The following is a 14,649-nucleotide window of genomic DNA, read 5'->3' as shown; positions in this document are numbered from 1 at the left end:
ATTTGGAATAAATTTTTTGCATATATTTTTTAATTATAATCTATAGTATTGTCTTTTAACGCATCTGTTCAAGAGACGTTGAGTAATGAAGTTATTTTGAAACTATTGTGGGAGCAATTTTATAAGTTTCATTTCTTTCTCCAAAATTCCCTCTTTTCAGTAGATTTACAGCAATTATAAAAGGCTATGGAGCAATTTCTGAAACAAGTTTTTTTGGGTAATAGCATGCGCAGTTATATGGTAGTGCTGGCTACTATTATACTGGCTTTTATTGTAAAACGGTTTATTTCTAAATACTTAGCCAAAATTATTTATCGCATTTTTACTAAAAAGGGCAAAATCAATCATCGCGATGCATTTATCAGTCTCATTTTACCGCCTTTAGAATTGTTTTTGTTGTTGTTTATTGCTTTTACTGCCTTTGATGCATTAAATTTTCCGAAAGAGTTTGATTTTCACATTTATAAAGTTACTTTTTTTGAAGCGATTGACAGCCTTTCCAATGCTGCACTTATTATTGTGTTTATCTGGCTCTGCCTGCGTATTATTGATTTTATTACATTGGTAATGGCCGATAAAGCAGCCACATCAAAAGAAGCTGCAGACCGGCAGGTTTTATTGTTTTTTAAAGATTTTTTGAAAGTACTGTTGGTGTTGGCGGGTGTTTTAATGGTGTTGAAATTTTCCTTTCAACGCGATGTAAGCGGGTTACTTACCGGCTTAAGTCTGGTAGGTGCAGCTGTAGCTTTTGCTACCAAAGAAAGCATTGAAAATTTAATTGCTTCCTTTATTATTTTTTTCGATAAACCCTTTCGGGTGGGTGATTTTGTAAAAGTGCAAAGTTTTGCCGGTACGGTCGAAAAAATAGGGTTACGCAGCACCAAAATACGCTCGGCTGCTAAAACATTGCTCACCATTCCCAATAAGCAAATGGTAGATAGTGTGGTAGATAATGTTACATTAACCACGCAGCGTATGGCCGAATTGCGCATGGAGTTGGGCTTAACCACAACCCCAACACAAATGAATAATTTGCTGAATGCCATCAGAACTTACCTGCGGCAAAATAATCAGGTAGCCAGCAGTATGGTGAATTTGGTAGATGCGGGCAAAAAAGCACATATTATTAGTGCATTGTATTATGTAAAAATGCCACAGGAGTACAGCGATTTTTTATTGCTGTGCGAAAGTGTAAATTTATTTGCCATACAAAAAGTGCAGGAATTGGGCATTGATTTGGCGGCAGCCAACACAGAGGTGCATGTTAAAAACATAAGCAGTACACCACAGAACTAGCTGTTTAGGTTGGTTTGTATTTCTAATAAAAACTGCCGCATTTTTTCTAATAACTGCACTAATTCAAACTGTTCTGTAGCCTTGTTTTTATTGGCTTTTAAGTATTGTTTGGCCCCTTCAATACTTAGTTTTTTATCGCGCAGCAAATAATAAATCAGGGCAATGTTTTTAATGTCTTCATACCGAAAAAGCCTGTCGCCCTTTCTGGTTTTGCGAGGTTTTAAAATATCAAATTCATTTTCCCAATAACGTATTAATGAAGTGGTTACATTAAACCATTTGGCCACATCGCCTATAGGATGATACAATTTTTGCTGCAAAGTGGCATCGTCGGGCAATTCTATGGCTTCGGCTGCTGTTAGTAAAACTTTATATGATTTTCTTCCACGTTTATTTTTAGTAGTAGCCTCTACTAACGGTATCTCATTGTTGTTGGATTCAGAGGCGGTAGCTTCCGGCGTATCGGGCGAAAAAACTTGTTTGGCTTTTATTTTTACCTGAATTTTATCGTTGGCAAAAATTACCCTGCCTTTGCTGGTTGCATCGGGAACGGGGTTACCAAATAAATCTAACTGCTGTAAAGCCATGCAGTAAAATTAGCAACTATTATATAATTGTGCATCCTATGCACAATAAAAGATTGTAATTATCTTGCAGCATATATGGAAACAATTTCAACCATTGCAGTATGTGGCGCCGGTACTATGGGTAGTGGTATTGCACAGTTGTGTGCACAAAAAGGGATAGATACAATATTATTTGATGTAAATGAAACAATTTTGCAAAACAGCCGGCGGCGTATTTGGATGAATCTGGATAGCCTGCAACAAAAAGGTAAAATAGCAGGTGCAGAACTTGCCGCCATACAAAAACGATTGCATTTTACACATCAATTAAGCGATTGTGTTGCACCGGTAATGATAGAGGCAATTATTGAGCAAAAAGAGGTAAAAGCAACCTTGTTAAATCAGGTGCTAACCATCAATCAATACCAAACGATTCTTGCCAGCAATACCTCTTCTATTTCCATCAATGCGTTGGCAGCGGCGGTGTCGCACCCGCAATGTCTGGCCGGCTTGCATTTTTTTAATCCGGCTACCATTATGCAATTGGTAGAAGTAATTAAAGGAGAACAAACAGCACCCGAAGTAATAACAACATTGCTGGCATTAAGTAAACAATTGGGTAAAACGCCGGTTGTTTGCAATGATGCGCCCGGCTTTATTGTAAACAGGGTGGCAAGGCCTTACTATCTGGAGGCTTTGCGTTTGGTTGAGCAGGGACTGGCTACTGTTGAACAGGTAGATGCCGTGATGGAAGCTTCCGGTTTTAAAATGGGCCCATTCAAATTAATGGATTTAATTGGTATTGATATCAATTACAGTGTAAGTTGTATTGTTTGGGAAGCATTAGGAAAGCCTCCCCGGTTAACACCTTCTGCTTTACAACAGCAAAAAGTGGAAGTAAAACAGTTAGGAAAAAAATCAGGAACAGGGTTTTATCAATATCAATAATCATAGTGCTTAATATTCGCTTGCATTAATCAATTAGTTATGAAATGTGTTGCTTTGAATGCCCGGTTTTTAAGGGCAGATGTTTTGGAAGGATATGGAAATTATGTGCACGAAATATTCAAACGGTTGGTACTGCAACATCCGGAAACAAATTTCATTTTTATTTTCGACCGGCCTTATGATGAAGCTTTTATAACAGGCAGCAATGTAATACCGTTAGTAATAACCCCGGCGGCAAGGCATGCACTGTCATTTAAATATTGGTATGATGTAAAAGTGCCATTGGCTTTGCGAAAATATTCGCCCGATGTATTGGTGCAGCCCTATGGTTTTGCTTCGCTTACATCAAAAATACCACAATTGCTGGTGGTGCATGATTTGGCTTTTAAACACCATCCTTCCTTTATTCCAAAACATCATTTGTATTATTACCGCTATTTTACTCCCCGCTTTTTAAAAAAAGTACAAAGCATTGTAACGGTTTCTGAATTTTCGAAGGCTGATATTGCCCAACATTACCCATTTGCAGCAGCTAAAACTACAGTAGTGTACAATGCTGCCAAACCGGGTTTTCAACCTTTAGTATTTGCGGAGCGACAGGCTATTAAAACGCAATATGCCAATGGTTGTGAATATTTTTTATTTGTGGGTGGTATTCATCCGCGTAAAAATTTGCTGAATCTGTTAAAAGCATTTACCATTTTTAAAAAATGGCAGAAAAGTAATATGAAATTACTGGTGGTGGGCCGTTTGGCCTGGCAATACAATGATATTATTGAAAAATTAGACAGCTACAAACACCGCGAAGATGTGGTATTGTTGGATTATGTAAGTGATGCGGTTTTACAAAATGTCATGGCCGCAGCTTATGCACTGATTTATCCTTCTTTTTTTGAAGGATTTGGTGTACCTGTAATTGAAGCCATGCAAAGCGGTACTCCGGTAATTTGCAGTAACACAGGTAGCTTACCCGAAATTGCAGGAAATGCGGCATTATTGGCTGCACCCGATGATGTAAAGGAGTTGGCGCAACAAATGCAACTGATATATAAAGATGAAATAAAACGCAACCAATTGATTGATGCCGGAAAACTTCAGGCCGCAAAATTTAGTTGGGAGGCAAGCGCAGAAAGCTTCTGGGAGGTAATGCAACAGCTTACAAAAAAATAATACATTTTAATATTTTATGCCAATGCACGGTTAATTGCATGTTGGCTTTAACCGAATATTGTATTTTTGCCACTTTATGCTACATAAATCAGCAATTATGCATCAATCAGATATTCACATTAAAGTTACCTTAGATGCCGATAAAATTCCGGCCAATATTCAATGGAATGCAAGTGATAGTACAGCAGAAGAGCCACAACAGGCAAAAGCCATGATGATGGCTTTTTGGGATGGAATTGATAAAAGTGCTTTGCGAATTGATTTGTGGACCAAAGAAATGATGGTAGATGAAATGGCCGATTTTTATTATCAAAACCTTATGTCAATGGCCGACACCTTTGCCCGTGCAACCCAGCACAAGGAATTAGTAGAAGATATGAAAGCATTTGCCAAAAGCTTTTATCAAAAATTCAGAGAAATTCAACTGCAACAAAACAAATTGGTGTAAGAACATTTACTTAATTAAAAAAATTAAAATATGAATTTAGAAGAGAAAATAATGACTGAAATGAAAGAGGCCATGAAAGCCAAAAATGAAACCCTGTTAAGAGGCTTAAGAGCCATAAAAGCAGAAATCATCAAAGCAAAAACAGAACCGGGGGCCAACGGACAAATTTCAGGCGAAGCAGAATTGAAACTGTTGCAGAAGTTGGTGAAACAAAGAAAAGACTCTTTAGAAATTTATCAAAAACAAAACCGTCCCGATTTGGCAATAAAAGAAGAAGAAGAAATAGCCGTTATAGAAAAGTTTTTACCCCAACAATTATCACCTGAAGCATTGAAAGAGGCCGTTCAAAAAATTATAGCTGACACCGGCGCTACTACTGCAGCCGATTTGGGAAAGGTAATGGGTGTAGCCTCTAAACAACTATCCGGACAGGCAGATGGAAAGGCCATTGCAGCCTGTGTAAAAGAATTATTGCAATCATAGCATGGCTTGTTTATTGTTTTCATAAATGTGCTGGCACCTTAATGGTAAACATGCTTTACTATAAATACCATTCCATTACAGAAAAATATTTTTTACTGAAAAGGATGTATCATGTTGATTGATGTGCCGGTAATATTGCTGCTACTGTTGGGTTTGTATAAAGGATACAAACGCGGCCTGATTGTAGCTGTATTTTCAATGGCGGCTATTATTGCGGGTTTGGTCATTGCATTTAAAACCTTTGAGTGGGTAGCTGTTTGGCTGCAAACGCAAACCACATTAAGTGGCCAGTGGATGAGTTTTGTAGCCTTTTTGATGGTATTGGCTATTGTAATGGTGGTGGTACATTTTTTAGCCAATTTGCTGCAACAAACCATTGAACTGTTGTGGATGGGTTTGTTGAACAAGTTATTGGGTATGGTTTTGTATGTATTTTTATATGTAAGTATTGGTGCCATTATTATGTATTATGCCGCTAAAGTGCATGTATTAAGCAATACAGTCATCCAAACTTCTAAATGCTATCCTTATATTCAAAAAAATGTACCTATATTATTGCACAAAGCAGGGATGGTGATTCCTTTTTTAGAACAAAGCATACATCAGTTAAGAACTATATAGCACATTTAAAATGGCAGATGCCCGCAACAACTTTTTTTCTTTATATTTAGGTATCTGTTCAGCTCAAACAGGAATATGATAACTTAGCGAATAGATTGCTGTTCTAAGTAGCAGCACAAGTGAGGAATGACTTTTATTTTTTCGGTATATTTTGCTTTTATTTGTAAACAAACACGCAGTAGAACTTGGTTTAAGTATCATAACATGGAGTATCAATTAAAACAAATAGATAAGTTTAAATTTCTCGAAGAGGGAGAAGGTGAACCATTATTGTTGTTGCATGGCCTTTTTGGTGCATTGAGTAATTTTACGTATTTGGTAGAGCATTTTCGAAAAACACACAAAGTTATTGTACCCATTTTGCCCTTATTTGAATTAGATATTTTTCATACCACCGTACATGGCCTTGAAAAGCATGTACATAAATTTATTGAAATGCGTGGTTATGATAATATTCATTTGCTGGGCAACTCGCTTGGCGGGCATGTTGCATTGGTGCACATTTTAAAACATCCTGAAAAAATTAAAACACTCACTTTAACAGGTAGTTCGGGGCTTTTTGAAAATGGAATGGGCGATAGTTACCCCAAAAGAGGTGATTATGAATATATTCGAAAAAAAGCAGAATTAACTTTTTATGATCCGGCCATGGCTACCAAAGAACTGGTAGATGAAGTGTTTGAAATTACCAATAACCGTTTAAAAGTTATTAAAATAATAGCACTGGCTAAAAGCGCCATCAGAAGTAATTTGGGTGAAGAACTAAGTCAGATTCAACAGCCAACCCTATTAATTTGGGGAAATAATGATACCATTACACCACCTTTTGTAGGCAAAGAGTTTAACAAGCTGATTCCCAATAGTGAATTGCATTTTATAGATAAATGCGGACATGCGCCCATGATGGAAGTGCCGGATGCATTCAATAAAATATTGGAATCCTTTCTGTTTAAAATAAAACAATCTGCAGCGCAGTTACGTTAATATATTTACTTTAAATACGTACCAACTGGCATGTTAACACAACAGTTTATACATACCGATTATCCAATATTACAATTAACAGATAAAGCTTATAAAGCTTTAGAGTTAATGGAATCTTACGATGTGCGCCATTGGCCCCTTTGTGCGGGTGATAAATATGTTGGCCTTATTTATAAAGATGCGTTGTTAGATGTAACCGACGATGCCATACTTGGCAACTTGCAAAACGGTTTACAATCAGTAGCTGTTAAAAGTACCGATTTCATTCTTACCGCAGTAAAACAGGCCGCTGCCCACCATTTATCTTTAATTCCTGTAGTAAATGAGCAGAACATTTTAGAAGGCATACTTCGTTCGGAAGATTTACTCGGCATTTTAGCACATTATATAGGCGTAGATATGCCTGGTGCTACCCTTGTTTTACAAATGGAAAGAAAAAATTATTCTTTTGGTGAAATTAACCGGCTGGTTGAAACCAATGATGCATTTATTACTCAACTCAACTCTTATTTTAATAACAATACCGGTCTTTTAGAGGTAACTATTAAAATTAATAAAACAGAAATAAGTGATGTTGTTGCTACTTTTCAGCGTTATGAATATGCTATTCTCTATTACTTTGGCGAGGAATTATATGCCAACGAAATAAAAGACAATTATGATAACCTTATGGCTTATCTCAACGTGTAACATACCCTGCACACCCATTTCTTTGTATATTACGTATATGTATTGTTGTTAATTTTTTTAAGTGTTTTTACGCAAATAACAGCTAAACCTTACTTTTACCACCTGGCAAAACCATTCATCATTTTTATGCGCTACTTGTGCCTTGTTATTTTATTATTCTGCTTCATTCATGTTCAGGCACAACCCATTGAAAGACTTCCTTTACAAAAACCTGTTGAATACATTATTGGGGGCATTTCTATTTTCGGAAATAAAAAAACAAAAGATTATATCATTTTGCGGGAAGCAACATTGAAAAAAGGTGACAGGCTTACCCCTGAACAGTTACAGCAAAAACTAATTGAGTCAAAAGAATTGATTTATAATACCGGTTTATTTGTGGATGATAGTGTTTATGTAGATCGTTTACAGGGTAATATTGCCTTTGTTCATATACGCGTAAAAGAGCGATTGTATTTTTTGCCGCTACCTTATTTTCGGTTGGTAGACAGAAATTTTAATGAATGGTGGGTGCAGCAACACCGCAGTTTTAGCCGGGTGAATTATGGTATTAAATTTAATTATAACAATTTTACAGGCCAGAACGATAATTTAAATATCTGGTTGATTAATGGTTATAACCAACAGGTGGCACTGCGATACAATTTGCCTTTTTTCGATAAAAAATTAAAGCAGGGCATTAATGTGGGCTTTGCATACTCTAACCAACGTGAGGTGAATTATGCCACCAGCCTTACCAATCAGCAATTATTTTTTAAGAATGATAACAATTATGCCCGTACCTTTTACCGTTTTGATGCCACCTATTCTTATCGTCCCGATCAGTACCAGCGCCATTATTTCAGGGTTTCATATGATCATGATGCCATAGCCGATACCGTTGCGGCTTTAAATCCGCAGTTCTTCCCCAATGGGTTAAACCAGGTAAAGTATATTGATTTTTCGTACATCTATCAATATTTTAAAACCGATTATAATGTTTATCCCACAGATGGTTGGCAGGCACAAGGTAGTTTATATAAAAGAGGTATTGATAAAACTACCAACTTATGGCAGTTTGGTTTATATGGATTGTTTGCAAAACCCATTATGCCCAAAACTTTTATTGTTGCCGATGCTTCTGCTACTGTTAAATTTCCTTATAATCCCTATTTTTTCAGTCAGGCTTTATTGGGTTATGGCAGCTATCAAATGAGCGGATTGGAATATTATGTGGCAGATGGGATGGCCGGTGGATTGGCACATTTTTCTTTAAACAGGCAACTGTTTACCTATATTTTCAAAAATCCTATAAAAAGTAAAACACACGATAAAATACCTTTTCGGTTTTATGCCAAAATATATACGGATGTAGGGTATGCTTATAACCCTTATGTGAACAATAATTTATTAAACAACAAACTGTTGCATACATGGGGTTTTGGATTGGATATTGTATCTATTTACGATTTTGTATTTCGTTTTGAATACAGTTTTAATCAACTCGGAGGCAAAGGTTTATATTTACATGCCAATAATAGTTTTTAGCCGATGGCGTTGATGTACAAAATGGTGCAACCTGCCTTTGTTGACTGTCATCCCTAAAACTTAGAATTAAAAAATCACATCATTAATTGTAGCGGTTTTAAAAATCCAACCATTTCTTGAAAGCAAAATTTATACAAGTCAGGAATATTTCCTATTGTAGAAAATAAATAATAAACAAATGAAAGTAGCTATTTATAGCCGTGGTTTAGATATAGAACAGGGCAATCCATTGCAACTGCTGGTAGAATTATTAATACAGCAAAATATTGGAATATTATTATACCGGTCATTGTTAGGAAGATTTCCATTGCCTGCAGCCTTATTGCAACATATTACGCCTTTTCAAAGTGCAGATGATTTTGATGCAGAAGTAGAATGTTTAATCAGTTTAGGAGGGGATGGAACCATTTTAGATGCAGTTACTTTAATTCGCAACAGCAATATTCCTATTCTGGGTATCAATTTTGGTCGGCTTGGTTTTCTGGCAAGTATTAGTCCTGATGAACTTTCCAGTGCCGTAGATGCACTGATGAACCGCACTTTTGTAGTAGATAAAAGAAGTTTATTGCATATTGATGCCAATGTGCCATTATTTAACAATGCACCCTTTGCATTGAATGAATTTTCAATACATAAAAGAGATACTTCGCCCATGATAAAAATTCACACTTATTTAAATGGTGAATTTTTAAATACTTATTGGGCAGATGGCTTAATTATTGCTACACCAACGGGTTCAACAGGATATAATATGAGTTGTAACGGCCCCATTTTATTTCCCGATTCGCCCAGTTTTGTAATTACCTCGGTGGCACCGCACAATTTAAATGTACGGCCCATCGTTGTAGCAGATACCAGTGTTATTTCATTTGAAGTAGAAGGCAGAACCGATCAGTTTATTTGTGCTTTAGATGCCCGAAAAGAAATTGTAGACATCAATACACAAATTGCCATTCGAAAAGAAAAGTTTCATGTAAACTTAATACGGTTAAATGAAAATAGTTTTCTTTCTACCCTGCATTCTAAATTAACCTGGGGGCTCGATAAAAGAAATTAGTAATGTTATCATTATTTTTTAATGAGGTTGTAATTTAAACTTATATTTACATAAAATTATATTGCTATCTGATGATAAGAAAGTATTGGCTGTTATTCACCCTCTGCCTCGTATCTAACCTGCCTTTGCATGCGCAAATGTATGATAGCTTTGTGCACGACGGGGAGTTTGGGGCTTCCTTTGGGCTCGGTCATTATTTTGGTGATTTGAACCCTACCGGCAAATTGAATAAACCCAAATTTTCCGGCGGCTTATTCTATCGTAAACAAATCAACAATTACGTAGGAATTCGTTTATCGGGCAATTATTTGTTTTTGGGCTATTCAGATAAGTATAGCGATAACCCTTTTCAACGGCGCCGCAACCTGAGTTTTAATACAGATATTTGGGAAATGGCCATTAGCGGCGATTTTAATTTCTTCAAATTTTTGCCCGGTTTCCCTGAATATCGATTTACACCTTATGTAAGTTTGGGGATTGGTATTTTTTCTTACAATCCATACACTTATTTAAATGGGAGTAAAGTTTATTTACGCCCATTAGGTACAGAAGGCCAAGGCAGCCCGCTATACCCTAATCGTAAACAATATGGCACTACAGCTTTGTGTATTCCGTTTGGGTTAGGGGTAAAATATGCTTTAAATGAAAAAATGAACCTGTTTGCTGAAGTGACTTACCGGTTTACTAATACGGATTATATAGATGATGTAAGTACTACGTATGCCCCCGATGCTTACCCTGCCATAGATGCCAATGGAAATCCAACTACCTGGTTTTTATTGCAAGACCGTAGTTATGAAACAGGCACTGTTATTGGCATTAAAGGTCGCCAGCGTGGCACCAGCCTCAAAAACGATTCTTATGTTTCTTTACAAATTGGCGTTTCATTCAATTTGCAATCCTATAAATGCCCAACGCATTAAAATGTTCTATTTTACCCTTTATTTTAGCTAAAATGGTATGTTTACAACCGCACATGCATTTGTACAATAATGTTGTAATGCCAAAAACAGAGAAAACCTTTTAGTAGGGGCTATATTTTTATTCACAAACCCATTGCTTTTCCTACATTTGCCGCTACAAAATCGTATGGGTTTCACATGCAAGCCTTATTACAACAAATTGATACATCCAGACTACCCCGCCATATTGCTATTATTATGGATGGCAATGGCCGTTGGGCAGAAGAAAAGGGTCAGGAGCGCTTATATGGCCATTTTCATGGGGTAGAAAGTGTACGTAATATTGTAGAAGGATGTGCAGAGCTGGGCATTGAATACCTTACATTATATGCATTTAGCACCGAAAATTGGGACAGACCACAACCCGAAGTAGAAGGGTTAATGGCATTGCTGGTTGAAACCATTCGCAAAGAGGTGCCGGTGTTGAACAAAAACAACATTCGGTTACACGTAATTGGAGAGTTGCGTATGTTACCCGACTTTGCCAGAACAGCTTTAAACGAAGCCCTGGAGCTTACTGCCGCCAATACAGGTTTAAATCTGGTAATGGCATTAAGCTACAGTAGCCGATGGGAGTTGGTAAATGCCGTAAAAAACATTGCAAAAGATGTAAAAGCCGGTAAAATTGAACCCGATAGCATTAATCAGGATACCTTGCAAAAATACCTGAGCACCAGTAACCTGCCCGATCCGGAATTGATGATTAGAACCAGTGGAGAGTATAGAATCAGTAATTTTTTATTATACCAATTGGCATATGCCGAATTGTATTTTACCAATACACGCTGGCCCGACTTTAGAAAAGAAAACCTTTATGAAGCCATTATCGACTTTCAAATGCGGGAACGGCGCTTTGGAAAAATTAGCCGGCAAATTAAAGCGAAGGAATTACACAAATAAAAATTTAATATGCTATTGTGATGAGTTTAACGGCCGATTTAACAAACACTTTTAATTATTCCCTTTAATTTGCTCCAGTTAATATATGCTGAAACAACTGTCTAATGCTACTTTTTTATGGTACAATAGAACGGCAACCATACCAAAAAACCCTATTCGGATGCAGAAAACGCTTAAGCTTTTGACCCTTGCTTTATTTCTTAGTTCCTTTCACCTGTGTGTATATGCCCAACAAAAGGCCGATACAACCATTACCTCTATAGATGCAGATCTGATTAACATCTTCAATCAAAAAACACCTAAAAAATATAAAATTGAATCCATTAAAGTAACCGGCAACAAATATTTTGATGAAAACCTGCTGATTTCGATCTCCGGATTAAATGTGGGTGATGAAGTGGTGATTCCGGGCGGCGATAATTTTTCAAGAGCCATTAATAAATTATGGAGTCAGAATTACTTCTCGAATGTTGAAATTTATATTACCAAATTAGTAGGTACTAATATTGACATTGAAATAAATGTTACCGAAAGGCCACGCCTCTCAAAATTTTATTTTAAAGGCATTGGGAAAGGAGCTACCGACGATTTAAATTCCAAAACCGGACTAGTGCCGGGAAGGGTAGTTACCGAAAACATGAAACGTACTGCTTCAGAAGCCATTCGTAAATATTTCTTCGATAAAGGCTATCAAAATGCCCATGTAACCATTCAGGAAATAAAAGATTCTACCCGTTCTAATTCAATGGATTTGGTATTTGTGGTAGACAGGGGCGGAAAAATTAAAATCAGCGATATTTATTTTGCCGGCAATACTGTAGATGCCGCCAAACTAAAAAAACAAATGAAGGGAACCAAAGAAAAAGGCCATTTAACCTTATTCCCATCGATTGATTCCAGCGGGTTTATTAAACCACAACCCTATACTTTTCAACAATACATGCGTGATAAAGGCTTTTTAAACTTTACAGATACACGTAAAGTAGTAGCTCCATATATCCGCATAAAACCCTTTGTTTCTGCCAAGTATAATGAGAAGAAATATAACGAAGACAAAGAATCGATTATTGATTTTTATAACTCCATTGGTTACCGCGATGCTCAAATTGTAAAAGACCAGGTATTTAAAAATTCAAAAGGAAATTTAGATATTGATATTGCAATAAGTGAAGGCCATAAATATTATTTTGGAAACATTAGCTGGAGGGGAAATACCATTTATTCTGATTCTATTTTAACTGTAATACTCGGCATTAAAAAAGGCGATACGTACAATATGGAAATATTGAACAAACGCCTGGGTAAAGGTGGCGGTGCTCCCGATGGTAGTGCCGATATCAGCAGCTTGTATTTAGATAATGGTTACCTTTTCTTCAGAGCTGATCCGGTTGAAACTGCAGTATACAATGATACCATCGATTATGAAATCAGGATGGTAGAAGGACCACAAGCTACTATTAAAAATGTACGGATTTCAGGCAATGATAAAACAAAAGAATATGTTATCCGACGCGAATTACGCACCATTCCGGGTGAGAAATTTAGTAGAACCGATCTAATCCGCTCTCAGCGTGAAATTGCGCAGTTAAATTATTTTAATCAGGAAAAAATTGGCATTAATCCTATTCCTAACCCTGATGATGGAACAGTAGATATTAACTATACATTGGAAGAAAAATCAAGTGATCAGCTGGAGCTGAGTGCCGGCTGGGGTGGTGCTATTGGATTAACCGGAACAGTGGGTGTTTCCTTCAATAACTTCTCCATCAAAAATATATTCAGTAAAAAAGCCTGGGACCCATTACCAATGGGCGATGGACAAAAATTGAGTTTCCGTGTACAAAGTAACGGGCGGGCATTTCGTTCCTATAATTTCTCTTTCACTGAACCCTGGGTAGGGGGTAAAAAAAGAAATGCATTAACTTTTTCTATTTACGATACCAAATTTGCCAATGCCTACGACCCGCTTACCGGTACCTATACTGCAGCAGCAGCAGGTCGTTCATTCCTAAAAACAACCGGTGCTTCGGTATCTTATAGCAAACAGTTAACCTGGCCCGATGATTATTTTTCCCTTTCATTCTCTGTAAACTATACGCGTTATCAATTGGTGAATTATGCCATCAGCCAACAGTTGAAATTGAGGGATGGAACCTTATTTAACAATGGTATTTCCAATAACTTCAACTTTAAAGTTGCATTGCAACGATCTTCTGTTAACCAGCCTTTATTCCCAACTTCGGGTTCTACATTTTTGGCCAGTTTAGCAGTAACACCGCCATACTCAGCATTTAATCCGGGTGTGGTTACACAAAACGATCCGTACAATTTTATTGAATACCACAAATGGCGCTTTAATGGTGAATGGTATGTGCCTTTAAGCAAAGGCACCGGTGAAGATCACAATAAAATGTTTGTATTGAAATTAGCTGCTAAGTTCGGTTTTCTGGGAAGGTATAATCCGCAATTGCAAATTTCGCCGTTCGAGCGTTTTCAGTTGGGTGATGCCGGTTTAAGTAACCAGTATGCTTTAATTGGATATGATATCATTTCGCAAAGAGGTTATCCAGTGTATGAAACTTCTAATCCAAGAATCAATCCTGATCAAACCGGCGCCAGTCAGTACTTCACCATGTTTAATAAGTATACGGCAGAATTAAGATATCCATTAAGTTTAAACCCGAGTAGTACTATTTATGCAGAATCCTTTTTTGAAGCAGCCAATGGATGGTATGATTTAAAAGATTACAACCCTTTCCAATTAAGGCGTTCAGTGGGTGTGGGTATGCGCTTCTTTTTGCCCATGTTCGGATTGCTGGGATTTGATTATGGAATAGGGTTAGATAGGTATACTCCCGGTGCCAGCTTAAAAGATATTTCCAGATTTACCTTTATGTTAGGGTTTGAACCGGAATAGGATTGTATTGAATTTGCTTAATTTGTATGGTTAAATATAGCCACTGCAACCAAGCAGGAGGATGTTCATAAATTGAAAAA

At 36.9% G+C, this 14,649-nt stretch carries 14 protein-coding genes; 13 read left to right on the top strand and 1 reads right to left on the bottom strand.

Going from position 1 to position 14,649, the window contains the following annotated elements:
* The first annotated feature begins 186 nt into the window (after nt 1-186).
* Nucleotides 187-1,296 carry a mechanosensitive ion channel family protein gene (locus EO766_RS07840; protein ID WP_074419079.1) on the top strand — a complete coding sequence of 370 codons (1,110 nt, stop codon included), beginning with the start codon at nt 187-189 and terminating at the stop codon, nt 1,294-1,296.
* On the opposite strand, the gene EO766_RS07835 is transcribed toward EO766_RS07840, so the two are convergent.
* Complete coding sequence (locus EO766_RS07835; RefSeq protein ID WP_081298630.1) at nt 1,293-1,883, bottom strand: MerR family transcriptional regulator; 591 nt, start codon at nt 1,881-1,883, stop codon at nt 1,293-1,295. The two genes, EO766_RS07840 and EO766_RS07835, sit on opposite strands and share 4 nt — an antisense overlap.
* Before the next feature lie 75 nt (nt 1,884-1,958).
* Between EO766_RS07835 and EO766_RS07830 the strand changes: the two genes are divergently transcribed.
* From EO766_RS07830 to EO766_RS07775, 12 genes are all read left to right on the top strand, one after another.
* Nucleotides 1,959-2,810: a 3-hydroxyacyl-CoA dehydrogenase family protein gene (locus tag EO766_RS07830; RefSeq protein ID WP_074419078.1), complete on the top strand. Its 852-nt coding sequence runs from the start codon at nt 1,959-1,961 to the stop codon at nt 2,808-2,810.
* 39 nt (nt 2,811-2,849) lie between these two features.
* Nucleotides 2,850-3,980, top strand: coding sequence for a glycosyltransferase family 4 protein (locus EO766_RS07825; RefSeq protein WP_074419077.1), 1,131 nt, complete (start codon nt 2,850-2,852; stop codon nt 3,978-3,980).
* A 97-nt stretch (nt 3,981-4,077) separates the two neighbouring features.
* Entirely contained in the window at nt 4,078-4,428 is a 351-nt protein-coding gene (gene gldC / locus EO766_RS07820; RefSeq protein WP_081298631.1) for a gliding motility protein GldC, read from the top strand.
* 30 nt (nt 4,429-4,458) lie between these two features.
* Nucleotides 4,459-4,911, top strand: coding sequence for a GatB/YqeY domain-containing protein (locus tag EO766_RS07815; RefSeq protein ID WP_074420131.1), 453 nt, complete (start codon nt 4,459-4,461; stop codon nt 4,909-4,911).
* A 111-nt stretch (nt 4,912-5,022) separates the two neighbouring features.
* Nucleotides 5,023-5,532, top strand: a complete 510-nt coding sequence (locus EO766_RS07810; RefSeq protein WP_074420132.1) for a CvpA family protein — start codon at nt 5,023-5,025, stop codon at nt 5,530-5,532.
* 204 nt (nt 5,533-5,736) lie between these two features.
* Nucleotides 5,737-6,516, top strand: coding sequence for an alpha/beta fold hydrolase (locus EO766_RS07805; protein ID WP_074420141.1), 780 nt, complete (start codon nt 5,737-5,739; stop codon nt 6,514-6,516).
* Nucleotides 6,517-6,546: 30 nt separating this feature from the next.
* Nucleotides 6,547-7,206, top strand: coding sequence for a CBS domain-containing protein (locus tag EO766_RS07800; RefSeq protein ID WP_074420133.1), 660 nt, complete (start codon nt 6,547-6,549; stop codon nt 7,204-7,206).
* Between the two features lie 126 nt (nt 7,207-7,332).
* On the top strand, nt 7,333-8,733 hold the full coding sequence (locus EO766_RS07795) for a POTRA domain-containing protein (RefSeq protein ID WP_143439399.1): 1,401 nt from the start codon (nt 7,333-7,335) through the stop codon (nt 8,731-8,733).
* 178 nt (nt 8,734-8,911) lie between these two features.
* Nucleotides 8,912-9,790: an NAD kinase gene (locus tag EO766_RS07790; RefSeq protein WP_074420135.1), complete on the top strand. Its 879-nt coding sequence runs from the start codon at nt 8,912-8,914 to the stop codon at nt 9,788-9,790.
* Nucleotides 9,791-9,861: 71 nt separating this feature from the next.
* Nucleotides 9,862-10,713 carry a type IX secretion system protein PorG gene (porG, locus tag EO766_RS07785; RefSeq protein WP_074420136.1) on the top strand — a complete coding sequence of 284 codons (852 nt, stop codon included), beginning with the start codon at nt 9,862-9,864 and terminating at the stop codon, nt 10,711-10,713.
* A 177-nt stretch (nt 10,714-10,890) separates the two neighbouring features.
* A complete protein-coding gene (uppS, locus tag EO766_RS07780) occupies nt 10,891-11,652 on the top strand; it encodes an undecaprenyl pyrophosphate synthase (protein WP_074420137.1) in 762 nt (253 codons plus the stop codon).
* 85 nt (nt 11,653-11,737) lie between these two features.
* Nucleotides 11,738-14,569: a BamA/OMP85 family outer membrane protein gene (locus EO766_RS07775; RefSeq protein ID WP_228733201.1), complete on the top strand. Its 2,832-nt coding sequence runs from the start codon at nt 11,738-11,740 to the stop codon at nt 14,567-14,569.
* Nucleotides 14,570-14,649: the final 80 nt, after the last annotated feature.

The organism is Hydrotalea sp. AMD, assembly GCF_004100315.1.
GTDB lineage: Bacteria > Bacteroidota > Bacteroidia > Chitinophagales > Chitinophagaceae > Hydrotalea > Hydrotalea flava.
The sequence above is the reverse complement of the archived record's forward strand: the minus strand, read 5'-3'. Positions and strand labels throughout refer to the sequence as shown.

Bases quoted from the DNA above. Each gene is read 5' to 3' on its own strand.
- EO766_RS07835 (WP_081298630.1), bottom strand. From the start codon at position 1,883: ATGGCTTTACAGCAGTTAGATTTATTTGGTAACCCCGTTCCCGATGCA.
- EO766_RS07830 (WP_074419078.1), top strand. From the start codon at position 1,959: ATGGAAACAATTTCAACCATTGCAGTATGTGGCGCCGGTACTATGGGT.
- uppS (WP_074420137.1), top strand. From the start codon at position 10,891: ATGCAAGCCTTATTACAACAAATTGATACATCCAGACTACCCCGCCAT.
- EO766_RS07805 (WP_074420141.1), top strand. From the start codon at position 5,737: ATGGAGTATCAATTAAAACAAATAGATAAGTTTAAATTTCTCGAAGAG.
- EO766_RS07775 (WP_228733201.1), top strand. From the start codon at position 11,738: ATGCTGAAACAACTGTCTAATGCTACTTTTTTATGGTACAATAGAACG.
- EO766_RS07790 (WP_074420135.1), top strand. From the start codon at position 8,912: ATGAAAGTAGCTATTTATAGCCGTGGTTTAGATATAGAACAGGGCAAT.
- EO766_RS07840 (WP_074419079.1), top strand. From the start codon at position 187: ATGGAGCAATTTCTGAAACAAGTTTTTTTGGGTAATAGCATGCGCAGT.
- EO766_RS07815 (WP_074420131.1), top strand. From the start codon at position 4,459: ATGAATTTAGAAGAGAAAATAATGACTGAAATGAAAGAGGCCATGAAA.
- EO766_RS07810 (WP_074420132.1), top strand. From the start codon at position 5,023: ATGTTGATTGATGTGCCGGTAATATTGCTGCTACTGTTGGGTTTGTAT.
- EO766_RS07800 (WP_074420133.1), top strand. From the start codon at position 6,547: ATGTTAACACAACAGTTTATACATACCGATTATCCAATATTACAATTA.
- porG (WP_074420136.1), top strand. From the start codon at position 9,862: ATGATAAGAAAGTATTGGCTGTTATTCACCCTCTGCCTCGTATCTAAC.
- gldC (WP_081298631.1), top strand. From the start codon at position 4,078: ATGCATCAATCAGATATTCACATTAAAGTTACCTTAGATGCCGATAAA.
- EO766_RS07795 (WP_143439399.1), top strand. From the start codon at position 7,333: ATGCGCTACTTGTGCCTTGTTATTTTATTATTCTGCTTCATTCATGTT.
- EO766_RS07825 (WP_074419077.1), top strand. From the start codon at position 2,850: ATGAAATGTGTTGCTTTGAATGCCCGGTTTTTAAGGGCAGATGTTTTG.